The following is a 24,350-nucleotide window of genomic DNA, read 5'->3' as shown; positions in this document are numbered from 1 at the left end:
AATGCTGAATGCGGATTACGCGATCAAGACTCATTTCGACCCATTACTTCAGGGCCGCGAACAGAGTTTGATTGCGGGTGCAAAGGGCTGGTCGTAGGTAGGTTGGTTGATCGGTGTTATTGAATAGCAAAAGGCCGGGAAATTTCCCGGCCTTTTGCGTTTGGTGGTTACGCTAATAGCTGGCTACGTTTTACTCCGCATTCCGCATTCCGCATTCCGCATTCCGCATTCCGCATTCATGAGGCGCGTCCCTGCGCCTCACCCGCTACGCGGGCAGCCTTCGGCTGTCCAAATTTGTTCCAGACAAATTTGTCATCACTCCGCGTAGCTTTCTACCGGGGGGCAGGAGCAGATCAGGTTGCGGTCGCCGTAGACATTGTCGATGCGGTTGGACGCCGGCCAAACCTTGTGTTCCTTCAGCCACGCCGCCGGCCGCCCGGCCACGTCGCGGGAGTAGCTGTGGGACCACTGGTCCGCCATCACGTCTTCCAGGGTGTGCGGCGCATTGTGCAGTGGATTGTCCTCGGCGCTGTACTTGCCGCTGGCCACGTCTTCCACTTCCTTGCGGATAATCGCCATGGCCTCGATAAAGCGGTCCAGTTCCTCTTTGGATTCACTCTCGGTGGGTTCGATCATCAGGGTGCCGGCCACCGGGAAGGACATGGTGGGGGCGTGGAAGCCGAAGTCCATCAGGCGCTTGGCGATATCCTCCTCGGTGATGCCGCTGGTCTCTTTCAGCGGACGCAGATCCACCAGGCACTCGTGGGCGACGAAACCATTTGTTCCCGTATACAACAGCGAGTAGTCCTCGCTCAGGCACCTGGCCACATAGTTGGCGTTCAGGATTGCCATCTCGGTGGCTCTCTTCATGCCCTGCCTGCCCATCATGCGGATATACATCCAGCTGATCGGCAGAATGCTGGCGGAGCCCCAGGGGGCCGCGGAGATGGTGCCGTTGGCGGTGTCAGTTTCCGGCACCTGGGTCACCGGGTGGCCGGCCAGGTAGGGCTTCAGGTGCTCGCCGACAGCGATGGGTCCCATGCCCGGGCCGCCGCCGCCGTGGGGAATGCAGAAGGTCTTGTGCAGGTTCAGGTGCGAGACGTCGCCGCCGAACTGGCCGGGCGCGGCTACACCAATCAGGGCGTTCATGTTGGCGCCGTCGATGTACACCTGGCCGCCGGCCCGATGCACCAGGTCGCAGACCTCGCGGATGCCCTGCTCGAAGACCCCGTGGGTGGAAGGGTAGGTGACCATCAGTGCGGCGATGCGGTCGCCGTGCTCTTCGATCTTGGCCTTGAGGTCTTCAATGTCGACGTTGCCTTTGCTGTCGCAGGCGACGACCACCACTTTCATGCTCACCATCATCGCCGAGGCCGGGTTGGTGCCGTGGGCGGAGGCGGGGATCAGGCAGATATCGCGCTGGCTCTCGCCCTTGGCCTCGAAGTATTTCTTGATTGCCACCAGGCCGGCGTACTCTCCCTGGGAGCCGGCGTTGGGCTGCAGGCTGACGGCGTCGTAGCCGGTGCAGGCGGCCAGCATCTGCTGCAGCTGTGCGAACATCTCGGCGTAGCCCTGGGCCTGGTCGGCGGGGGCGAAGGGGTGTAGCTTGCCGAACTCCGGCCAGGTCACCGGGATCATCTCCGCGGTGGCGTTCAGCTTCATGGTGCAGGAGCCCAGCGGGATCATGGAGTGATTGAGCGCTATGTCCTTGGCTTCCAGGGACTTGAGGTAGCGCAGCATCTCGGTTTCCGAGTGGTAGCTGTTGAAGACCGGGTGGGTCAGGAATTCGCTCGCGCGCACCAGAGACGCGGGCACGCCCTGGGGACCCTTGGCGGCAATCTCGCTGTCCAGCGCACGCAGGTCCAGGCTGTGCTCTGTGCCGGTGAAGGCACTGATGAGGTCGGATACGTCCTGCAGGGCGCTGGTCTCGTTCAGGCTGATAGCCAGGGCGTCTTCGCCGACCCTGCGCAGGTTGATCTCGGCGTCCAGGGCGCGCTGGTAGATTTCGCCCTGTTTGCTGCCGGTCACCACGGTCAGGGTGTCGAACCAGTTGTCGTGGGCCAGGTCGAAGCCCTCTTTCTTCAGGCCGGTGGCGAGAATATCGGCCAGGCGCTGTATGCGCGCGGCGATGGTCTTCAGGCCCCGGGGGCCGTGGTAGATGGCGTAGAAGGCGCTCATCACCGCCAGCAGTACCTGGGAGGTACAGATATTGGAGTTGGCTTTTTCGCGGCGGATATGCTGCTCGCGGGTCTGCATGGCCATGCGCAGCGCGCGCTTGCCCTTGCTGTCCACCGAGACACCGATAATGCGGCCCGGTGCGGAGCGCTTGTAGGCCTCGCGGAAGGCGAAGAAACCGGCGTGGGGGCCGCCGTAGCCCATGGGGATACCGAAGCGCTGGTTGCAGCCCACTACCACATCCGCGCCCATTTCGCCCGGTGCCTTCAGCGCCACCAGGCTCATCAGGTCGGCGGCGACCGTTACCAGGCCGTTGGCCTCGTGCACCTTGGCGATGATGTCGCTCAGGTCGCGCACGCGGCCGGTGGAGCCCGGGTACTGCAGCAGGGCGCCGAACAGCTCGGCCGGGATGTCTTTCTCCGGATCGCCGACGACTATCTCGAAGCCGAAGTGCTCGGCGCGGGTTTCGACCACGGCGATGGTCTGCGGGTGGCAATCCTTATCGACGAAGAAGATATTGGACTTATTGCGCTTCACCTGGCGCTTGCACATGGCCATGGCCTCGGCGGCGGCGGTGCCCTCGTCGAGCATGGAGGCGTTGGCCAGTTCCATGCCGGTCAGGTCCATGATCATCTGCTGGAAGTTCAGCAGGCCCTCCAGGCGGCCCTGGGCGATTTCCGGCTGGTAGGGGGTATAGGCGGTGTACCAGCCCGGGTTCTCCAGCACGTTGCGCAGAATGACATTGGGAGTGATGGTGTCGTGATAGCCCATACCGATAAAGGTGCGGTAGATCTTGTTGCGGCTCGCCAGCTTTTTCAGCTCCGCCAGGGCCTCCACCTCATTGACCGCATCCGCCAGGTCCAGTTCGTCGGTCTTGCGAATCGACTCCGGCACCGTCTTCTCGATCAGCTCTTCGAGGCTGGAAACGCCGAGGGTTTTCAGCATCGCCTCCACCTGTGACTCGTCGGGGCCGATATGACGATGGATAAAGGCGTCGTGTTGTTCCAACAGCTGAAGGGATGGCTGGGTCATAAACTTCGTTCCTGTAATCGCAGGGAATCGTCGCTGGTGCAAAAATAGCACCTGGAAACTGTTCCGTTTTCCGGCAAATGGCCGCGGCCTCCGCAGGGCGGATTCGCGTCGAAATGCTCGTGGGAAAGACGGGCTGGCGGCCGCCAGGCCGGCGGAATGCGGGCTCTCGGCCGGCGCGCATCTTAGCAATCGCAGGCGATGCCGGCAATCTGCCGATATTTAGCGAGAAAAGTGCTATTTTGTGTCAATAAATGTGAACTAAATCCTGTTATTGTAGTGGTGGCGCAATTTTATTCTAATAGCCACTCGCGTCGCCCGGAGCCTGGCCGGACTTTCATCCATACTCCCTGGAAGCTTCGGGAGAGGTGGCTTCGTCGCAGGCCCCTCGTTGGTGCCCGGCCGATAGGCATCCGCGATCGGAAAGGCGGCCATGGGGCGCCGGGTACAGGAATACGGAACTGAAAACCGAAGAATAAAGGAATTTGCCAGAGAGGGATCGCCGCGTGCTGCGCCTGGCCTGCCACCTGCTACTAGCGCTGTTGCTTTTTCTCGCCGGCCCGGGCCGGGCGGAGGAGGAGCGCTATGTGTTCGTGGTCGTCAACCGGGACTCGGTCGACGCCCTGGACCAGAAGGCATTGCGCGCCATTTTCTCTATGCGACTACAGAATTGGGAAGACGGCAGCAAAGTCCGTGTCTTTGTTCTGCCGGATAACGACGCAACCCACCGACAATTCGTGCGCGAAATTCTGCGCATGTATCCACATCAGCTGCGCCGCAGCTGGGACAGGGCAATTTATTCCGGGATGGGCGAGGCCCCCGAGGTTGTCTCCTCCGAAGAGGAGATGACCCGCAGGCTTCTGAACAACCCCGGTGCCATCGGCTACCTGAGCGAGGACCCGCGAGATGAGCGGCTGTATACGGTTGCCATTAATCAGTAACGTGCGCGATGCGAAAGTACGGCTGTTGCACCTGGGTGCAGCTGTCGGTAACTGCCTGCGCTTCAGTGCCCCCGCCGGCTCTGTGGGGCTGTTGGCACTCTTCATTGCCGCTGCGCCACTGGCGGAGGAAGCGGAGGAGAGGGAGGACGGGGCACAGAGCTGGCTTTCTTCGGCGCAGTACCACGGTTTCCTGTCCCAGGGCTACATCAAAACGGACCACAACCGCTTCTTCGGGGATAGCGAAAAAGGCAGTTTCGAGTTCACCGAACTGGGCATCAATGGCACCCTGAATCCGGTGAGCAACCTGAGGGTGTCCGCGCAGTTGAATTACCGCCGTGCCGGGGAGAACTCGCCGGAGGAAATCAGCCTGGACTATGGCTTCGTCGATTACCGCTTTGCCGATGACAGTGAGCGCAGGATGGGATTGCGGCTGGGGCGTATCAAGAACCCCTACGGGTTTTACAACGAAACCCGCGATGTGGCGGCGACGCGACCGTCGGTACTGCTGCCCCAATCCATCTATTCGGATCCGCTGCGCGATGTCTGGCACTCGGCGGACTCTATCGGTGCCTACTACTACGGTTTCCCGGCCGGACTTGAATTCAGGTTCGACAGCATTTACGGCCGCTCGGATGCCATCGGTGAAACGGTTGCGCGGGTGCGGTTGCCGGGTTATGACGCGGATCTGGACAGCCGCTATATCGGCCTGGCGCGGATGAGTGTCGGCAGCGATGTGGGCAGTTGGAAACTGGCCTATACGTTCGGCAAGACGGCACTGGACTTTTCCACCAGCGCGCCCATTCATCTGCAGCGGGGCGAGGTGCGCGAGGCGATCAACCTGCTCTCTGGCGAATACCTGTTGGAGCAGTGGATATTCACCGCCGAGTACCAGCAGCTGGAGACCTGGAGTCGCGCGGAGAGAGTGCCGGCGGTACTGGGTACCTCGGAATCCTGGTACCTGCAGAGCGCCTGGCTGTTCCGGCCCAAGTGGCGTGCACTGCTGCGTTTCGATCAGTATCGACCGGACAGGGATACCGGTGATTTGCGCACCCGTGACCTGTCGCTGGGGCTGCGCTACGACTACGACAATCACTGGATGGCGGCTGTCGAATACCATCGGGTGGAGGGCATAACCTGGCTGTCACCGGCCGATAATATGGATGTCGCCGAACTGGAAAACGATTGGCAGCTGCTGGCGGCGATGGTGAGTTATCGTTTCTAGGATGGCGATAAAAATTTTCCTGAAACGGCGATAGAGCGCCGATTCGTCACGGAGTAACCGGAGTACTTTCGCCCTCTGGCGACAGGCTGCGGAAAGAGCAGTAACCTGGGAGTTGCAACGGAAATGCGGTTACACAGTTTGCGGGTAAAGGCCAGTGTCTTTTCGCTGCTATTGATAGTGGCGATGTGCCTGTTTTTTATTTTACTTGGCAACGGCAGCATGCAATCCCTGCTGGAGAAAAGCCGCGAGAACCGCTATCTCACCTATCAATATCAGATTTCCGGACTGCTCAACCAATCGCGGGAGGAGCTGGTCCAGCTCTCCGACCTGATTGTGCTCTGGCGCGGCGGCACTTCCGCCAGCCCGGAGATATTGCGCGGACTCTTCGATCGCCAATGGGAATATGTGCAGATCAGCTGGGGGCTGGAATCGCTCAAGCTGTACACCAATGACCGGCAGCCGCCGATCCACTGGGGGGAGTCCACCCGGCGCCTGACGCCGGAGCAGATACGTGAAGTCATCATCAGTGGGCAGCCGCTGGAAAGCGTGCACTGCAGCCGAATCTGCGTGCAGAGCCTGGCAGTGCCGGTGATCGCCGGGGACAGTACCGACTATGTACTGCAGGTGGACAGATCCCTGGCGGATAAACTGGTCACCTTTCGCGAGATCACCGGCTCGGATATCGGCATACTGTCGGCTGCCCACAGCACACCGGCATTCCACACCAACGACTACCTGGACAGCTGGAAACGCGAAGTGCTGGCGCTCACTTCCAAGGAAATGCTGATGCCACTGCTGCGTCAGATCGCCGCCGAGCAGTCGCAGATGCCAGGGCTGCGCTACACCAAGAGCCACCTGTTTGAAAGCAAGCATTTCGATGTGAAAACCATTCCGGTTAACAGTACCGAAGAGAATGGTGCCCACTTCGTGATTGTCGACAATGTCTCCGACCAGATAGCGCAGATAGACAGCTCGCTCAAGTTGCTGCTGCTGTTTTCTGTGCTCGGTGCCTTTATTTTTATCAGTGCCATTACCAGCATGCTGTGGCGACCGATCCTGCGCCTGCGCCGCCTGGCAGAGGCGCTGCCACTGTTGAGTGAAGGGAAATTCGATGCCGCGCGCGGCCTGATCCGGCCTGTTTCCAAGCGCAATGCCCACTACGATGAAATCGATGTGCTGGATTCCACCGGACTGGCGGTGTGCGACCAGCTGGAAGTAATGAAGGAGATCGTCTCGCAGAATACGGCGGAGCTGGAGCGCATCGCCATGTACGATACCCTGACGGGCCTCGCCAACCGGCACAATATCGTCGAGGAATTGAAGAAATACCTGCACGGTGGCGATTTCGGCGATGGCACCGGCTATCTGTTCTTTGTCGACCTGGACAACTTCAAGCAGGTGAATGATTCGCTCGGGCACCAGGGAGGCGACGACCTGCTGCGGGTGGTCGCCCAGCGGCTGGTGAGCGTGATGCGCTTCGGCGACATGGTCGCGCGCCTGGGCGGGGACGAGTTCTGCGTGTTCGTGCGCTCCCTGTCCAGCGACGGTACCTATCGCACCCTGGCGGAGAAGATGTTGAGTATCGTCGCCGAGCCGGTGCGAATCGGCGACGATATGGTGCGAGTCACCCTGAGTATCGGGGTGGTGGCCATTCCGGAGCACGGCAATACCCTCGAGGCCATACTGCAGAAGGCGGACATCGCCATGTACCACGCCAAGTTCCGTGGCAAGAACAACTACCAGCTCTACTCCGCGGATCTGCCGGGCATGGAAACCCTTGGAGAGGAGAGTCTGGAGCGGGAAGACGTGGAATTGATTGCCGGTAGCGATTCCCCCTACTGACTTATGGCGGGAATCCAGAGGGATTGGGCCCGGGCCACTATTTCCTGCGCCTGACGCGGATTCTCACCCTATATTTTTGATGATTGCCGCGCAGTGTCTGCCGCTGGTCTACTTTTAAGGATACCCGATGCAATATTTCTATCCTTCGGGCTCCGATAAAGATAACGAAACTGCTGAGGCTGCCAGCCGGCAAGGACTGCGGAAAATCTCATCATGGCGCAAAGGATCTTCATCGCCAGCGACCAATTGCTAGTAAGTCACCTGTACACGCTGCTGGAAAGAGCTGGTATTTCTGTTTTGATGCAAAAGTCTGTGGTCGATGTACCGCAGGAGGAAAGCGGGCCCCTGGCCTGGTATTCGGAACTGTGGGTTATGCAGGGCTGCCAGCTGGACACCGCATCGCGGTTGCTGGACCGGGTACTGGCTGCCGAATCCGGGCGGGAATCGGACTGGCTGGCGGAAAACGTGCCCCTATTGACACAACTGGCCAACCGGGTTTCCCCCTCTTCATCCCCTCCTGCGGAAATCGCCTGAAGGCGATTTCCGCCCGTTGATTTCCTCTCAAAGAAAAGGTGCCAGGTAGCGCGCCAGCTGTTTCTCCAGCGATTCCCCGGCCACTATGCCCATATCGGTGAGGCGCGACTTGTCCAGCTGGCAATTGCGTGGTCTCGGTTCGGCAAATTGCGGTGCCGGGTCACCGCTCAGGTGATCTGCCGACAGGCCGCAGCTGTCCGCGACCATTTTCGCGAGCTGGTAGCGGGTGCAGGCGGTATCGCCGCTCCACTGGTAGATGCCGGCAAACCGGCTTCCCGCGCGTATCTTCTGCAGACACTGGGCCAGAACTTCGGCGACATCCTCGACACTCGTAGGGAAGCGCACTGCCCAGTCGTCCAATGCAACCGGTTCCGGATTGCGTAGAGTTTCCAGCAATGCGGTGACGCCGGACTCGCGCAGCTGGGTTACCGGGCCGAACAGCAGCGGCAGGCGCAGTACCCAGTGATCGCCGTTTTCCAGTACCGCCTCTTCCCCCGCCAGCTTGCTGCGACCGTAGAAATTGATCGGGTTGGGTCGGTCGTCGCTGGAGTAGGGCGGCTCTGCGCCATCGAAAACATAGTCGGTGGAGATATACACCAGCTGTGCGCCGGCCCCGCTGCACAGCTGCGCCAGTTCTTCTGTACTTCGCACATTCAGTTTCCAGGCCGCATCCGGGTCTTCGGCACAGCGATCCGGCCAGCGCTCGGCGGCGCAGTGAATGACGACATGCGGCTGAACTTTTTGCAGGGTTTCCCGCACTGCAGCTGAATCGTTGAGGTCCAGTCGCAGCAGCCTGTCACCGGCGCGGGAGTGGGCGGTGCCGGTCACCGAGAGCTCGGGATTCGAGTCCAGCAGTTTGAAGACGCTGCGCCCGAGCAGGCCGGAGGCGCCGGTGATCAATATTTTCACGGAATTTCGCTCCAACCCTGTAGAGTGCGCACGGCGCACCCTACGAGGGTCCCCAAATCACATTTTTTCCATCACTTCGATACCGAGCAGATCCAGCCCGGTGGCGATGGTGCGCGCGACCAGGTCGCACAGCTGCAGGCGACTCTGCTTCTGCGCTTCGCCGACGCCTTCCTTGAGCACCGGGCAGGCCTCGTAGAAGGCCATATAGGCGCTGGCCAGGTCGTAGAGGTAGCTGCACAGCATATGCGGGAAGGTGTCCCTGGCCACCTGGTCCAGTATTTCTCCGAACTGGCACAGCTTGATTGCCAGGGCGCGCTCCTCGGCGGTGCCCAGCTGTATCTCGCCCTTGAGTTGGCCCGGCTCTACGCCGGCGCGGCGGAAGATACTGCGCACGCGGGTGTAGGCGTACTGCAGGTAGGGGGCGGTATTGCCCTCGAAGCTCAGCATGGCGTCCCAGCTGAAGGCGTAGTCGTTGGTGCGGGTCTTGCTCAGGTCGGCGTATTTGACCGCACCTATACCCACCTTGCGTGCTATCTCTGCGCAGGCGGCCGCGTCCAGTTCCGGGTTCTTGGCCGCCACCAGCTTCTCGGCGCGCTCCACCGCCTCGTCCAGCAGTGAGGCCAGCTTTACGGTACCGCCGGTGCGGGTTTTGAACGGCTTGCCATCGTCGCCCATCATGGTGCCGAAGGCGCAGTGTTCCAGAGACACAGTCTCCGGCAGGAAGCCGGCCTTGCGCGAGGCGGTGAAGGCCTGCTGCAGGTGCAGGGACTGGCGCGCGTCTACTACGTAGAGAATGCGGTCGGCATTGAGCGTATTGGCGCGGTAGCGGATGGCGGCCAGGTCGGTGGTGGCGTAGAGGTAGCCGCCGCCCTTCTTCTGGATGATCATCGGGCTGGGGTTGCCCTCCTTGTCCGCCATCTCTTCCAGGAAGACCACGATCGCGCCCTGGTCCTCGACGGCGATACCACGGTCCAGCAGTTCCCTCACCAGTACCGGCAGGTCGTCGTTGTACTGGCTCTCGGCGTAGACATCCCCCTGCTTGAGGGTGACATTCAGCTTGGAATAGATTTCCTCACAGTGGCTGATGGAGATATCGATAAACTGCTTCCACAGCTTCAGGCACTGCTGGTCTCCACCCTGGAGTTTCACCACGTATTCACGGGCGCGGTCGGCAAAGCCCTCTTCGTCGTCGAAGCGCACCTTGGCCTCGCGGTAGAAGACCTCCAGGTCCGCCAGGGCCACCTCTGCATCGTTGTTTTCCAGCTTGTCGGACAGGTGCGCGAGCAGCATGCCGAACTGGGTGCCCCAGTCGCCCATATGGTTCTGGCGCACTACCTTGTGGCCCTGGAACTCCAGCAGCCGCGCCAGGGCGTCACCGATAATGGAGGTGCGCAGGTGGCCCACATGCATCTCTTTGGCCAGGTTGGGGTGGGAGTAGTCGATCACCACCGTCTGCGGCTCGGCCACCGGGGCGATATTCAGGCGCCCGTCACTCTCGGCCGCGGCCAGCTGGCCTGCCAGCCACCCCTCACTCAGGTGGATGTTCAGGAAGCCGGGACCGGCGATCTCCACCTTTTCGATCATGTCGCCCCGATCCAGCTTTTCCAGGATCCTGCCCGCCAGCTCGCGCGGGTTGGTGCCCATGCGCTTGGCTGCAGCCATGGCGCCGTTGGCCTGGTAGTCGCCAAAGCCCGCCTTCTTCGCCGGCGCCACGACAGGGCCGCAGTCTTCGGGGATGCCCGCGGCAATCATGGCGGCCTGGAATTTGTCGGAGAGGAGTTGGCGAATATTCATAGGGGGAAACTGCTGCTGTAATCCGTGGAATCGCGGGATTGTAATGGAGGGGGGCGGCTTTGCAACCGGCCGCCCCCGTCGAGGTGTGGGGCAGGTCAGGAGAGTTCCGCGGCGCGGCGCTCCAGCTCGTCCTCGGGTACGTCCTCGATATGGGTGGCGAGGAACCAGACGTGGCCGAAGGGATCCTGCAGGGTGCCGCTGCGGTCGCCGTAGAACTGGTCCTCCAGCGGGCGCTTGACGGATGCACCGGCCTCGACGGCGCGGGCGAAGACGCTGTCCACATCCTCAACATATAGCAGCAGGCCCACCGGGGAGCTGCCCTGGGGACTCAGCAGGCCGCCCTCTTCATTGTCGTCGGCCAGCGAGATGCGGGTATCGCCAACCTGGATTTCCGCGTGGGCGATGCTGCCGTCCGGCATGGGGAAGCGGAACAGCTCTTTGGCGCCGAAGGCGCGCTCGTAAAATTCGATGGCCCTGGCTGCGCCGTTGATACTCAGGTAGGGGGTGACGCTGTGGTAGCCCTCGGGCACGGGTTTGACTGCCATATCAATTCTCCTTGTTTTTGGTGTCTGGCAATCTTGTGCCGCGACAGGGCCCTTGTCCAGCCCTCTGTTTCAAGCCTTGTGGCGGCCCTGCTGCCGGTGGCTGTTTGCGGGACACGCTGTGAATACGTCCCTGTAAGCTCTAACCGGCATCCATGCCTCAAAGGTCCCGCAAACAGCCACCGGCAACGGGACCTTAGCTTTCAGCATCAGTATCTTTTCACGAGTCCCTGGTTTACCGCCCCGATGCTATGATGCCTCCCAAAAACAGGGGGACATGTGAGCAATACCACTCTCTACTGGCACGACTACGAAACCTGGGGCACGGATCCGGGCGCGGACAAGCCGTCCCAGTTCGCCGGCATCCGCACCGACGAGGGGCTCAATATCGTCGGTGAGCCACTGATGGTCTACTGCCAGCCGGGCAGCGACTGCCTGCCACAGCCGATGGCCAGCCTGGTCACCGGCATTAGTCCGCAAAAGGCCCTGGCCGAGGGGGTGCCGGAGATAGAATTCATCCAGCGTATCCTCGCCGAACTGGGCGCGCCCGGCACCTGCGGCGTCGGCTATAACAGCCTGCGCTTCGACGACGAGATGACCCGCCACACCCTCTATCGCAACCTGCTGGATCCCTACGAGCGCGAGTGGCGCTCCGGCAACAGCCGCTGGGACATCATCGATATGGTGCGCCTGACCTACGCCCTGCGCCCGGACGGGATCCAGTGGCCGCAGCGGGAGGCCGCGAATGGCGAGAGAGTACCGTCCTTCCGCCTGGAAGAGCTGACCGCCGCCAATGGCATTGCCCACGCAGGTGCTCACGACGCCCTGTCCGATGTGCGCGCCACCATCGATATGGCGCGGCTGGTGCGGAGCAAACAGCCGAAACTCTACGACTATTGCTATAAGCTGCGCCGCAAGCAGGAAGCGGCCAAGTTGATCGATCTGCGCGAGCGCAAGCCGTTGCTGCATATCTCCGGCAAGGTGCCCGCTACCCAGGGTCACCTCACCTATATAGTCCCGCTGGCCGCGCACCCGGTGAATCGCAACGCGATAATCGCCGCCAACCTGGCCATGGACCCGGAGCCGCTGTTCAGTCTGGACGCCGAGGCATTGCGCGAGCGTCTCTATACATCCCGCGACCAGTTGGGTGAGGGGGAACTGCCGGCGGGCCTGAAGCTGGTGCACCTGAACAAGTGCCCGGTGCTGGCTCCGCCCAATATGCTCGACGACGGGCGCGCGGCCCAGCTGGGCATCGACAAGGCCGCCTGCGAGGCCAACTGGCAGCGGCTGCGGGGCGCAGACCTGACGGACAAGCTGCATAGGGTCTATCTCGACAGCGATTTCCCGCAGCGGGATGCGGAGGCCAGTCTCTATGATGGTTTCCTGAATGACGCCGATCGCGATCTGTGCCGACAGCTGCACCGGGATTTGGCCGAGCGCGGCCCCGAGGTGCTGTCCGGCCAGGTACCTTTTGCCGATAAGCGATTGCCGGAACTGCTGTTCCGCCTGCGCGCGCGCAATTTCCCCGGGACGCTGTCCGCCGAAGAGCAGCAGCGCTGGCAGGAATGGCGCTACCGCCGCCTGACCGATCCCGCCGCCGGTGCCAGTATCACCCTGGAGCCCTACTTCGAGCAGATTGCCGCCCTGCGCGAGCAGTTTCCGGACAAGGTGCAGCTGCTGGATCAGCTGGAGAGCTGGGGCGACGGCCTGTTGGCCTGAATTGTGGCGGTAGGTTGGGCTTCGCGGAGCCCAGCCCAACCTACGCCCTTGGCCCCAATATTTCGGCTCCCGTAGGGTGCGCCGTGTGCACCATCGGCCCGATCGGTGCGCACGGCGCACCCTGCGCAGCTATGTTCTTTGCCGGCGCGCGAGTAGAATGCCCCGCGTTCAAGCCAGGCGCCCAAAAGGCGCAACCAACGGAGCAGCAATGGACTTTATCGGAGCCAATATCCTTTCCGTCAGCCAGTTCGAGCGGGTTGATATCGACCGCGTTTTTCAGGTGGCGGACGCCATGGGGCCCTATGCGCGCCGGGAGAAGGTCACCCGGGTGTTGGAGGGCGCTATTCTCGGCAATATGTTCCTGGAGCCGAGCACCCGCACTCGCCTCAGCTTCGGCGCCGCCTTCAACCTGCTCGGTGGCACAGTGCGGGAAACCGTCGGAATCACCGCCAGCGCCATGGCCAAGGGCGAATCCCTCTACGACACGGCGCGGGTGCTGTCCGGCTACAGCGACGTCATCTGCATGCGCCATCCGCAGGAGGGCTCGGTGGCCGAGTTCGCCGCCGCCAGCCGGGTGCCGGTGGTCAACGGCGGCGACGGGGCCAATGAACACCCGACCCAGGCACTGCTGGATCTCTACACCATCCGCAAGGAACTGGAGGGCCACGGTCGCTCCCTGGACGACTTCCGCATCGCCATGATCGGCGACCTCAAGCACGGTCGCACCGTGCACTCCCTGTGCAAGCTGCTGTGCCTGTTCAGCAAAGTACAGATAATGCTGGTATCGCCGCCGGAACTGGCGATGCCGGAAGAGGTGGTGGAGAAGCTGCGCCAGGCCGGTCACCGGGTGACCGTAACGGATCAGCTGGAGAGTGCCATCGCCCAGGTGGATATCGTCTACTCCACCCGTATCCAGGAGGAGCGCTTTGCCTCCCAGGAAGAGGCCAATCTCTACCGCGGCCGCTTTCGCCTGAACCGGGAGATATTCACCCGCCACGCGCAGCCCAACACGGTGATCATGCACCCGCTGCCGCGGGATTCCCGCGCCGAGGCCAACGAGCTGGACACAGATCTCAACGAACACCCCAGCCTGGCCATCTTCCGCCAGACCGACAACGGCCTGCTGGTGCGCATGGCGCTGTTCGCGCTGCTGCTGGGGGTGGAGGAAAAGGTGAATCAGTATTCCCGCGAAGTGCGCTGGCACAGTCGCCGCAATCCGGTTTAACCTTCCAGCTACGATTTCCGTTTCAGCCGCATAAATCAGGTTATTTCTGATAACCTGATTTTATTCACTCTGCATCCGGGATAGATGCCATGCTGAATCGGACTTCGGGAAGCCTTTACTCGCGCGTCGCCAAAACCGCCGCGCTCCTGATTCTGGCGGGGATGGCGCTTCTTGCCAGCGGTCAGGAGCAGGTTCGCCCTCATGTAGCCCTGCTTTCGATTGAGGGTCCCATAGGCCCAGCCACCACCGATTACCTGGTGCGTGCGACAGAAGAGGCGCAGGAGTGGGGTGCGGAGCTGATCGTCATCCAGATGGACACCCCCGGCGGCCTCGACGCCGCCTCCCGCGATATCATCCAGCATATCCTCGCCTCACCCGTCCCCATCGCTACCTATGTACACCCGGCCGGTGCCCGCGCCGCCAGTGCCGGCACCTATATTCTTTACGCCAGCCATATCGCGGCCATGACGCCAGCCACCACCCTGGGTGCAGCGACGCCGGTGCAGATGGGCGGTATGCCCGGCCAGGCACCGCCAGCCGACAAAGAGCCCTCAGCCGATAAAGAGCCCTCGGCCGGCAAGGAGCCCTCAGCCGGCAAGGAGCCTTCAGCCAGTAAGGAGTCCTCAGAAAAAAAAGACGGGGAGGATAAAAAAGACGAGAAATCCGCGGAGGAAAAGGGAGCGCCTGCCTCGGGCACGGCGATGGAGCGCAAGATGGTCAACGACTCGGTGGCCTTTATCCGCGGCCTGGCCAAGCGCCACGGGCGCAATGCCGACTGGGCGGAAAAAGCGGTGCGCGAGGCGGCCACGCTGACCGCTACAGAGGCCCTGGAAGAGAATGTCATCGATATAGTGGCCAGGAACAACGAGGACCTGCTGAAGCAGGTGGCCGGGCGCAAGGTCGCGCTCGAAGAGGGAGAGCTTACTATTTCCGCCAATATTACCGAGCTGCCGGTGGAATCCTACGAGCCGGACTGGCGCAACGAGATACTGGCGCTGATCACCAATCCGCAGATAGCCTATATTCTGTTGTTGATCGGCATTTACGGCCTTATTTTCGAGGGTTACAACCCCGGTGCGCTGGTGCCTGGCATCGTCGGCATTATCTGCCTGCTGCTGGCCTTCTATGCGCTGCAGGTGCTGCCGGTCAACTACGCCGGGCTGGCGCTGATTATTGTCGGCGCACTGCTGATAGTGGCGGAAGTGTTTATGCCCAGCTTTGGCGCCCTCGGCATCGGCGGTGTAATTGCGCTGGTGATCGGCTCGATGATGCTGATCGATACGGACGTGCCGGGCATGCAGGTGTCGCGCAAACTGATCGGTGCCATCGCTGGCGTCAGCGGCCTGGCGCTGCTGGGGATACTGCTGGCGGTGGGCAAGAGCCTGCGCAAGCCGCGACCGGTCATAGAAAAGGCCCTGGAGGGGTGCACCGCGGTGGTCAGTGAAGTCCAGGATGGCGAGGTGCTGGTGCACCTGCGCGGTGAAATCTGGCAAGCGCACTGCGACTCGCCAGTGCAGCCGGGGCAGCGGGTAAGAGTGGTGGAACAGCGGGGGCTAACACTGCACGTGGAGCCCGAATAAAAGTTGGGGCCTGTTGACACTAGGGAAAAGGAGAAGCGGGATGGTCAGTTACTTTATGGGATTGCTGATTGCGGCGGTGGTGCTGCTGGTGATGTATGCGATCCGTATCATGCGCGAGTACGAGCGGGCGGTGGTGTTTTTCCTCGGCCGCTTCCAGGCGGTCAAGGGACCGGGCCTGATCATCATCATCCCGGTGATCCAGACCATGGAACGGGTGGACCTGCGGGTGGTGGTCATGGACGTACCCACCCAGGACGTGATCAGCCGCGACAACGTCTCGGTCAAGGTCAATGCGGTGGTCTACTACCGGGTGGTCGATCCGCAGTCCGCCATCATTAACGTTGAGCACTATCATGAGGCGGTCAGCCAGCTGTCGCAGACCACACTGCGCTCGGTGCTGGGCAAGCACGAACTGGATGAGATGCTGTCGGAGCGCGACAAACTCAATGTGGATATCCAGAAAATTCTCGACGAGCAGACCGATGCCTGGGGCGTGAAGGTCACCAATGTGGAGATCAAGCATATCGACCTGGATGAAAGCATGATCCGCGCCATCGCCAAGCAGGCGGAGGCGGAGCGCTCCCGGCGCGCCAAGGTGATCCACGCCGAGGGTGAGGCCCAGGCCGCGGTAAAACTCACCGAGGCCGCGGACCAGTTGTCGAAAAACCCCAATGCAATCACCCTGCGCTATATGCAGACGCTGATCGATATCGCCGGGGAAAAGAACTCCACCATCGTATTTCCCCTGCCGCTGGATCTGATACAGCCGCTGCTGAAACAGGCGGTGGAAAATAAATAATGGAGCTGGACTGGGACCAGTTCACCAATTCATTTCTGCTGTTATTGGTCCTGTTGAATCCCTTTATCATGAGTATCTACCTGCTGGATCTGGTCAAGCAGGTGGAGCTCCGGGTTTTTACCCAGTTGATCGTGCGCGCCTTCCTGATCAGCCTGGTGGTCTTCCTGCTGTTTGCCTGGCTGGGGGAGCGGGTTTTCGACAACGTCTTTCAGGTGCGTTTCCTGGCTTTTATGATCTTCGGCGGCATCACCTTCCTGATTATCGGCGTCCGCCTGATTCTCGGAGTGGGGCCGCCGGTCAGCACCATGAATCCGCAGTCCCGCGAGGTGGCGGGCGCCATTGCCATGCCGTTTATCGTCGGCCCCGGCACCATCAGCGCCTGTGTGATCGCCGGTAGTCGCGTCGGCGCTCCCGGTGCCTCCCTCGCCATAGTGCTGGCCATGGTAGTGGCCGCCGGCTCCATGATTCTCCTCAAGGCCATACACGACTGGGTGCAGACCCGTCACGAGCAATATGTGGAACGCTATGTGGAAATCGCCGGACGGCTCACGGCGCTGTTCACCGGTTCCTTTGCGGTGGATATGATCCTGAAAGGGCTGGAGCGGTGGCTGCAGCTACCTTGATATTGCCTTTTTGGTGAAGATCTGGGTCTCTCTCTCGCGCACACCTGTCCTCTCCCCCTTCACTATTTTCCAGCCTCGATCTTCGTACCTCATCACCGGTCTGATTGGTGCAGCTGACAATGCACACCGGCTGAACAGAACATTGCGGAGTATGGTAATCCGTAATAACATTCAAAGTATGGAAAAGAAAACTATATGGAAGGAGTTAGAGCTACTGCGACGGCGCGTCGAGGTGCTGGAGTCTGGAAGGCCGGCGGCGATGCTATCGGGAGACAGCGAAAGCGAAACCGTCGGAGCGGATCGTCTCTGGCTGCTGGCGGGCCTGCGCCAGCAGCTAGAGGCACCGGGCGGCGTCGCCTTCGGGGGCCTGGTCGATCTGCCGGATGGCACTCATTACGAGTGGCAGTGGGGGGAGAAACTGAAAGACCGCCTGTCGGCGGACTGGCGCGAGGCGGCGGTACCGCTGGAGGCGCTGGGGCATCCGGTGCGCCTGTCCATACTGCACAGTGTTCTATCGGGTAGCGGGGACATAGCATCGCTGACCGAGTTGCCGGAGCTGGGTACCCGCGGGCAGCTATACCACCACCTGAAGTCACTGGAGAACGGTGGCTGGATACAGCCATTGCGCCGTGGGATCTATGGCGTGCCCGCGGAGCGGATTGTGCCTTTGCTGACGGTGCTCGCCGCCACTTCCAGCCCTTGATATCTCGGCTCTAATTCCATCTAGTGGGCCATGCGGGAAGTTCGGTAACAAAGGAGCACAGCCAAAGCGTTCAGATCAAGGCGAGAAAGCGCAGGAATAGCAGCGTTATTTCAAGCTTTCTCAACGCAGAGCTGAGCGCTTTGGCGACGCGAACTGTTACACAACTTTCCGCATGGCCCACTAGGCAAAGGGAGGCACCCGATGGGCTATTTGGCGCGATTGTACTTCGCTGTTCTTCTGGGCTTTATAGCCCATCTTTGCCCGGCAATGGCCGCGTCGGATCCGCAGTTGCTGTTGCGAGAACATGTGACAGAGCGGGGTGCGGGTACTGCAATAGTCGCCATGTTAGTGGATCTGGAGGGCGGTGAATCACAGAGCCACTTCTACAGCTATGCCATTGCCGGTGAGCAGCCGCCGACGGCGAACAGCCTCTTTGAAATCGGCTCCGTGACCAAAGTGTTCACTTCGCTCCTGCTGGCGGATATGGTCGGGCGCGGCGAGGTAACCCTGGAAACTACCGTCGGGGAAATTCTGCCGCGGGATCTCCCGAGTGAAATAGCGTCGATCACCCTGGCCGAGCTTTCGCAACACACATCGGGATTGCCGCGCCTGCCGGTGAGCCTGGGTACCCTCTTTCGGGGACTCATTCGCGCGGCGGACCCCTATGCCGGTTTGACCCGGGAAGATCTCTTTCAGGCCCTGCAAGCCACACGGCTAAATGATCACGGCGAGTTCGCCTATTCCAATCTGGGAGTGGCACTGCTGGGGCAGCTGCTGGCAGAGCGGGTGGGGCAGGACTTCCCGTCGCTGTTGCGAACAAGGGTCTTACAGCCTCGCGGGCTTGAAGACATCCGGTTGGATTTTTCAGATGCGCCGCGAGAGCGACTGTTGCAGGGGCACAGGCGCAACGGATTGCCCACTCCCTGGTGGAGTATGGGTGCCTATTCTCCTGCCGGCAGCCTGGTTGCCTCCGCGCGCGACCTGAAGCAGTTGCTCGAGCAGCAGATGGTGGAATCCTGTCCAATCTGGGATTACTGCACCGGTGGAGAAAAGAGCGCGGGCCTGCGCCTGGCCTGGATGGAAAATGACTTCGAAGGCCAACAGCTGGTGTGGCACAACGGTGCAACTGGCGGTTTCCGCAGTTTTGTTGGCTTTATTCCCGAGCGCAGGCAGGGCGTGGTTGTGCTTTCCAATGGCGCTGTACCTGTAGAATACCTTGGAGCGCAGTTGCTGGGAATCGGCGCGGCACCTGCGCCGCAGCCGGGGTATTTGTGGATCTGGTTCCGTGGTGGAATATTGCTGCTGATACCTCTCAGCCTTTTCTTTCATTGGTGGCGAGGGGGCGAGGGGAGAGGGGTGCTGCTGTGGTGTCGGCTCCTTTTCGCCGGCGGCTGGCGCTGGCGCCGCCTCAGGGGAGGGCGCGCGGAGTATCTGGCCTGGCTGCTTGTGTGCGTCGTCCTTTACACCTTTATTATTGCGCTGGGGGCCTGGGAGACGCTGCCGATATGGCTCGCCTGGGTGTCCGCGGCCGTTTCGGTTGCAATATTGATGCGATTGCTTTGGAGAAGGGGAGGCCGGAATAAACCGGCCCCAATATCAGTTGATCAAAAGCGCCAGTAGCTGCCGGGTAGACCCGTCCCAGTCTGCCGGCGCTTCACCACCGATTGCCTCATGAATCTGCGCCCCCAACAGCTTGCCCAGCTCCACGCCCCACTGGTCGAATGGATTGATACCCAGCAGGCAGCCGTGCACAAACACCTTGTGTTCGTAGAGTGCCAGCAGTGAGCCGAGGTGATAGGGGTCGAGGCGCTCCATAATCAAAGTATTGCTCGGGCGGTTGCCCGGCACCACCTTGTGCGGCGCCAGCGCGTGGGCCTCGCGGTGGGTGTGGCCCTGTTTTTCCAGCTCCTGCCGGGCCTCGTGCAGGCTTTTGCCGCGCAGCAGCGCCTGGCTCTGGCTGATACAGCAGGCCAGCAGCCACTGGTGTTGTTCGCGCAATTCCGAAGTCGGCTCCTTCACCGCAATAAAGTCCGCCGGAATCAGATCGGTGCCCTGGTGCAGTAGCTGGTGGAAGGAGTGCTGGCCGTTGCTGCCCTCGGTACCCCAGATTACGCTGCCGCTCGGGTATTGCAGTTGGTGTCCATCGCGGGCCACGCTCTTGCCCAGGCTTTCCATATCCAGCTGCTGCAGCCAGGCCGGGAATTTGGCCAGCCGCTGCGCATAAGGCAGTACCACCTGGCTGCCCGCGCCCCAGCACTGGCGATACCAGAAATGGATCAGGGCCAGCAGCGCAGGGAGGTTCTCCTCTAGCGGTGCGCTGGCGAAATGCTCGTCCATGGCGTGGGCGCCGGATAACAACTCTTCATAGGTTTCATAGCCACAGGCCAGCACTATCGGCAGGCCGATGGCGGACCAGAGTGAATAGCGGCCGCCGACCCAGTTCCACATGGGGAAGATGTTTTCGGGGGCTATGCCGAAATCCTGCGCCGCGACGATATTGCTACTGACGGCGACAAAGTGCTGCGCCAGTTGGTCTTCGCGGCAGCCGGCGTCCAGTATCCACTGGCGCGCAGACAGGGCATTCTGGCGGGTTTCCAGGGTGGAGAAGGACTTGGAGGCGACGATAAACAGGGTGTTTTCCGCCGGCAGTTCCGCAATGGTGTCGCTCAGGTCGGCGCCGTCAATATTGGCTACGAAATGAACGGCAATATCTTCCCGTTGCCAGGGGCGCAGGGCTTCCACCACCATGCGTGGGCCAAGGTCGGAGCCGCCGATACCGATATTGACGATATGCCTGATGGGCTCGCCGGAAAAACCGCGCCAGTTGCCGCTGTGGACCTTCTCGGCAAATTTCTGCATCTGGATACGGCAGTCAGCCACCGCCTGTTCGTGCTCGGTTTGCGGCTGCCCCTGAAAGCGCAGCGCCGTGTGCAGGGCGGGGCGGTGCTCGGTGTTATTGATATTGGCTCCATCGAGCAGCGCAGTTATCTGTCCGCGCAGGTCGAGCTTATCGGCGCAATCCAGCAGCAACTGCAGCGTGTCGTCGCGCAGGTGGTTTTTGCTGTAGTCCAGGTAGATGCCGGCGGCCTCGGTGCTAAAGCGCTGCGCCCGCTGTGAATCGCTGGCAAACAGGTCGCGCAGGGACCACTTGTGTTGCTGGTGGTGGGATTTCAGTCGCGCAATTTCAGCGGTGCGGCTGACTGCAAGGGAATCGCTTGTCATGGTAATTCTGGGTTATGGCTTCTTGGGGCATTCGCGGACAGGGGGATGCCCGGCCCGGATAGAGCGACAATGCTAGCGGTATTCGACGCGGTCGGCCAGAGGCAGGCGGTAGGGGAGAGAAATATGCGGGCCCCGGAAATACAAATGCCGCTTCGGAAAGCGGCATTCGGTGTGGTGACTCATACTAAATGAGGTTCGGGAGCGGTTCGCGGTAAAACGTCATTTAGTATGAATCACCACACAGGTCCTGTTTGAAAGTGATCTTACTTGACCACTTTCATGCAGCGCACGCTGTCGGAAGCCATCCAACAATCCGCGTCTGCGGGACAGGCCATTGAAAGCGGAATTTGCTCAGAGCCCGGAGGGCAGGATGCCGGTGGCGCAGGTGCCGCACAGCAGCCCGCCAGAACCAGTGCACTGATAATTCCCATTAAGTACTTGGCTGGAGTGAAATTCATCCCCTAACTCCTTTCCGTTGATGTTAGCCATTAGCATAGCCAATAAAACGTCACCTGTTTGGTCTGCTTTGTAAAAATCTTTTCTACAAAGATACCGCCCAATGGAGTGTAATAGGCGCACGGTTTAAATAGCCGCCAGCATTGAAGTCTGGATAAATTGTGCGCCACTTTGTCGCGTCAAAGTACCTAAATTCAAGGGGTTTCCCGCCAATATGGCCTGTAGACCATTGCGGGGCGGCTAGAGGTTTTTTCGAAACCCTACCGGAATCACCCGTTTGGAATTGGCTTGTGGTTTTGCGTGTCAGCAGCGCGGCTGCGGTACTGCCGGCCGCTGCGAGATCAATTTGATGGCGAATTTGGGGAAAGGATAGCCGGCAGCGATGATCGCGTGGAGGCTGTTGCGCCTGATTGATTGACTTGGCTGTGGGGCATATCAGAGAGTTGTTCGGTGCCTTTTCAATGGGGTTCTTCTGGGCCGCGCAGGAAATTGCCGAACGCCTTTGCCAGTACTTCCGGTCGCGCCGGGTCGCGAAGTGCGCTGAGTAAAGACGCGCGCACCTGGGGCAGGAACATCAGGTCGATCAGCAGCAGATTGAAGGTGTCCTGGCCCTGGTTTTGCGCCAGGGCGGCGAGCCAGGGCGCCGCCAGTTCGGCACTCTCGAGATCGTAGGCACAGCGACTGCCAATGGCAGCGAGAACCTCTCCGTTGTGGCCGGCGGGAGCCTGCAATATCCGCTGCAGAAACTGCAGCCGCAGGCCGCGGGCCGCCGAATGGGATACGCCTCTTACCGCCGCGCCAATCAGCGTGAAATCCGCAGACTCGCTGCGCAACTCGGAATCGGCGCGCGCAATAATTGCGCCCGCCAGCCGGTGATCGATAGCCTCGTTTTCCAGGCACTGGGACAGGCTGATAAATACCGGTGGCGCCAGGTCGGGGATCCGCTGCAACAGCAATTCCCTTTCTTCCTCCCAGTGTGCAGCCAGGTCGGCAATACCCTGAATGGCCAGCTGGTCCCAGCGCTGGCTCTGCGGTTCGCGCAAGTAAGCGAGCGCCGAAGCGTAGTGAGCGCTCGCCGGGCGCTGCAGCAGCAGCGCGGCCCGGGCGTGGAAGCAGGCCTGTCCTTCCGTGGCGGGTGAGAACAGCAGCCCGCTCTCCTCAAGCGCCGTGTGTAACTGGGAGGCGGATTCGGACGGGTCGCCCTGCCGGAGCTTCTGTTCGATAAGGCGCAGGAAGGCATCGCGAATCGGCAGCTGCAGTTTGCCCTGCTCATCCAGCGGCAGGCGCAAAAACCAGACCACAGGCTCGCCGCCCTCTTCCGGCCACAGCAGCAGCCCGGCCCAGGCGTGGCGCAGGTAGGGGAAGGGCCAGGGTGCGCGGCCCTCTTCAAAGGCCTCCACGGTGCTGCGCGGCACCGGCCGCAGTCGTCGCCCCAGGTCGAACCAGCGTAACCTGAAGTTTGCCTCGCCGATCAGGGCGCTGAGGGTGCCGCTCTCGCTCATAACTCTCCTCGGAACCTCGAACTAGCGGGCCGACGCCGCGGCCGAAAGTGGCATCTGCTTGAAGTGGAACCAGCCATAGGCGATGGCCAGTAGCGGGCAGATCAGGTTGAACAGTGCGTAGGGCGCATAAGAGAAGGTCGCAATGCCCAGGGTGGCACTCATATAGGCGCCGCAGGTGTTCCAGGGGATCAGCACTGAGGTGATGGTGCCCGAATCCTCCAGGGTGCGCGACAGGTTCAACCCGTGCAGTCCCTTGTCGGCAAAGGCCTCGCGGAACATACGTCCGGGGATGATGATGGCCATATACTGGTCGCCGGCCGCTGCGTTCATGCCGAAGCAGGTCAGTACCGTGGAGGTCACCAGGCCGCCGACGGTCTTCACCCGCGACAGGGTCCAGTCGACAATCACCTGCAGGAAGCCGGCGCGCTCCATGGCGCCGCCGAAGGCCATGGCCGACACGATCAGCCACACGGTGTTGAGCATGCTGCTCATACCACCTTTGGACAGCAATTCGGCGACGTTCTCGTTGCTGGATGTGGACTTGTAGCCGTCGAAGAGGCTGTACCAGGCCCCCTTGATTGCGGACATGACGCCATCGCCGCCGCCCAGGCGGCGGGCGGTTTCCGGCTCAAAGACCAATGCAATGGCACAGCCCACCAGGGCGCCGATAAGCAGGGTCGGGTAGGCCGGGATCTTGCGCCAGGCCATAAACAGCAGCAGTGCCAGGGGTACCAGGCTGATGATGGAAATATTGAACTCCTCCTGCAGCGCGCCCAGCAGCTGCTCGATATCGGCAGCCGAGGCGCTGCTGGTATCGGCGGTGAGGCCGATCACGGAAAAGATCATCAGTGCTGCCAGGAAGGCCGGTAAAGTGGTCCACAGCATATGGCGGATATGCAGGAATAGGTCATTGGAGGTCACCGCCGCGGCCACATTGGTGGTATCGGAGAGGGGTGACATCTTGTCGCCGAAGTAGGCGCCGGAAATGACAGCGCCGGCAGTAATTGCCGGATCCAGGCCCAGGGCGCCGGCGATTCCCATCAGCGCCACACCCAGGGTGCCGGCGGTTGTCCAGCTGGAACCGATGCTGAGGCCGACGATGGCGCAGATAACGCAGCTGGCAGCGTAGAACCACTGGGGCGACAGTATCTGTACACCGAAGTAGATCATCGATGGCACCGTGCCGGCGAGGATCCAGCTGCCGATCAGTGCGCCCACCGCCAGCAGTATCAGAATGGCGCCAAATACCAGGCTGATACCGTGCAGCATGCCGCCTTCCATATCGCTCCAGCTGTGGCCGTTTTTCATCCCCATCAGTGCCACCACGCCAGCGCACAACAGCAGGGCTATCTGGTTGGGGCCGTAGGAGGAGTCGGCGCCATAGAAGTAAACGGACAGGGAGAGGAGGGCGATCAAAATCCCCAGCGGGATCAGGGCATCGCCCAGGCTGGGCGTGCGCGGCTCGCTGTTGGAGCCGCTGTGAGAGGAACTGGTCTGAGTCAAGGTGAACTCCAGGTCAACTGCTATGCGTTA

The 24,350-nt window shown here is 61.2% G+C and carries 18 protein-coding genes; 11 read left to right on the top strand and 7 right to left on the bottom strand.

Going from position 1 to position 24,350, the window contains the following annotated elements:
- Window positions 1-315 precede the first annotated feature (315 nt).
- On the bottom strand, window positions 316-3,207 hold the full coding sequence (gene gcvP / locus IG627_RS06450) for an aminomethyl-transferring glycine dehydrogenase (protein ID WP_193191264.1): 2,892 nt from the start codon (window positions 3,205-3,207) through the stop codon (window positions 316-318).
- Window positions 3,208-3,689: 482 nt separating this feature from the next.
- Here gcvP and IG627_RS06445 point away from each other — a divergent pair, with 482 nt between their 5' ends.
- From IG627_RS06445 to IG627_RS06430, 4 genes are all read left to right on the top strand, one after another.
- Window positions 3,690-4,145, top strand: a complete 456-nt coding sequence (locus IG627_RS06445) for a substrate-binding domain-containing protein (protein WP_226864788.1) — start codon at window positions 3,690-3,692, stop codon at window positions 4,143-4,145.
- Window positions 4,111-5,367 (top strand): hypothetical protein, encoded by a 1,257-nt coding sequence (locus IG627_RS06440; RefSeq protein WP_193191262.1) that lies wholly within the window; start codon window positions 4,111-4,113, stop codon window positions 5,365-5,367. The genes IG627_RS06445 and IG627_RS06440 overlap by 35 nt, the downstream gene beginning before the upstream one ends.
- A 123-nt stretch (window positions 5,368-5,490) precedes the next feature.
- Window positions 5,491-7,209, top strand: a complete 1,719-nt coding sequence (locus IG627_RS06435; RefSeq protein ID WP_193191259.1) for a diguanylate cyclase domain-containing protein — start codon at window positions 5,491-5,493, stop codon at window positions 7,207-7,209.
- A 213-nt stretch (window positions 7,210-7,422) separates the two neighbouring features.
- On the top strand, window positions 7,423-7,743 hold the full coding sequence (locus tag IG627_RS06430) for a hypothetical protein (protein ID WP_193191251.1): 321 nt from the start codon (window positions 7,423-7,425) through the stop codon (window positions 7,741-7,743).
- Between the two features lie 27 nt (window positions 7,744-7,770).
- Here the strand turns inward: IG627_RS06430 and IG627_RS06425 are convergent, their stop codons facing one another.
- The 3 genes from IG627_RS06425 to IG627_RS06415 all read right to left on the bottom strand — a co-directional run bounded on the left by IG627_RS06425 (window position 7,771) and on the right by IG627_RS06415 (window position 10,991).
- A complete protein-coding gene (locus tag IG627_RS06425) occupies window positions 7,771-8,652 on the bottom strand; it encodes a dTDP-4-dehydrorhamnose reductase family protein (RefSeq protein WP_193191248.1) in 882 nt (293 codons plus the stop codon).
- A gap of 57 nt (window positions 8,653-8,709) precedes the next feature.
- Complete coding sequence (gene argS, locus IG627_RS06420) at window positions 8,710-10,446, bottom strand: arginine--tRNA ligase (RefSeq protein WP_193191246.1); 1,737 nt, start codon at window positions 10,444-10,446, stop codon at window positions 8,710-8,712.
- Between the two features lie 95 nt (window positions 10,447-10,541).
- Complete coding sequence (locus IG627_RS06415) at window positions 10,542-10,991, bottom strand: VOC family protein (RefSeq protein ID WP_193191244.1); 450 nt, start codon at window positions 10,989-10,991, stop codon at window positions 10,542-10,544.
- A 276-nt stretch (window positions 10,992-11,267) separates the two neighbouring features.
- Here IG627_RS06415 and sbcB point away from each other — a divergent pair, with 276 nt between their 5' ends.
- From sbcB to IG627_RS06380, 7 genes are all read left to right on the top strand, one after another.
- Entirely contained in the window at window positions 11,268-12,707 is a 1,440-nt protein-coding gene (sbcB, locus tag IG627_RS06410) for an exodeoxyribonuclease I (RefSeq protein WP_193191243.1), read from the top strand.
- A gap of 208 nt (window positions 12,708-12,915) precedes the next feature.
- Window positions 12,916-13,932: an aspartate carbamoyltransferase gene (locus IG627_RS06405; protein WP_193191241.1), complete on the top strand. Its 1,017-nt coding sequence runs from the start codon at window positions 12,916-12,918 to the stop codon at window positions 13,930-13,932.
- Between the two features lie 89 nt (window positions 13,933-14,021).
- Entirely contained in the window at window positions 14,022-15,512 is a 1,491-nt protein-coding gene (locus IG627_RS06400; RefSeq protein ID WP_193191239.1) for an NfeD family protein, read from the top strand.
- 40 nt (window positions 15,513-15,552) lie between these two features.
- Window positions 15,553-16,311: a slipin family protein gene (locus tag IG627_RS06395; RefSeq protein ID WP_193191238.1), complete on the top strand. Its 759-nt coding sequence runs from the start codon at window positions 15,553-15,555 to the stop codon at window positions 16,309-16,311.
- A complete protein-coding gene (locus IG627_RS06390) occupies window positions 16,311-16,934 on the top strand; it encodes a MarC family protein (RefSeq protein WP_193191237.1) in 624 nt (207 codons plus the stop codon). Before IG627_RS06395 ends, IG627_RS06390 begins: the two co-directional genes overlap by 1 nt.
- 178 nt (window positions 16,935-17,112) lie before the next feature.
- Entirely contained in the window at window positions 17,113-17,637 is a 525-nt protein-coding gene (locus IG627_RS06385; protein WP_193191235.1) for an ArsR/SmtB family transcription factor, read from the top strand.
- Window positions 17,638-17,838: 201 nt separating this feature from the next.
- Window positions 17,839-19,257 (top strand): serine hydrolase domain-containing protein, encoded by a 1,419-nt coding sequence (locus IG627_RS06380; protein WP_377518283.1) that lies wholly within the window; start codon window positions 17,839-17,841, stop codon window positions 19,255-19,257.
- On the opposite strand, the gene pgi is transcribed toward IG627_RS06380, so the two are convergent.
- From pgi to nhaC, 3 genes are all read right to left on the bottom strand, one after another.
- Entirely contained in the window at window positions 19,234-20,859 is a 1,626-nt protein-coding gene (pgi, locus tag IG627_RS06375) for a glucose-6-phosphate isomerase (protein ID WP_193191232.1), read from the bottom strand. The genes IG627_RS06380 and pgi overlap by 24 nt on opposite strands.
- Before the next feature lie 914 nt (window positions 20,860-21,773).
- The gene (locus IG627_RS06370; RefSeq protein ID WP_193191230.1) at window positions 21,774-22,817 is read right to left on the bottom strand and encodes a DUF3549 family protein; all 1,044 of its coding nucleotides are present in this window, start codon (window positions 22,815-22,817) and stop codon (window positions 21,774-21,776) included.
- Window positions 22,818-22,838: 21 nt separating this feature from the next.
- Window positions 22,839-24,320: a Na+/H+ antiporter NhaC gene (gene nhaC, locus IG627_RS06365; RefSeq protein ID WP_193191228.1), complete on the bottom strand. Its 1,482-nt coding sequence runs from the start codon at window positions 24,318-24,320 to the stop codon at window positions 22,839-22,841.
- Window positions 24,321-24,350: the final 30 nt, after the last annotated feature.

Source organism: Microbulbifer taiwanensis, from assembly GCF_014904815.1.
Lineage (GTDB): Bacteria > Pseudomonadota > Gammaproteobacteria > Pseudomonadales > Cellvibrionaceae > Microbulbifer > Microbulbifer taiwanensis.
The sequence above is the reverse complement of the archived record's forward strand: the minus strand, read 5'-3'. Positions and strand labels throughout refer to the sequence as shown.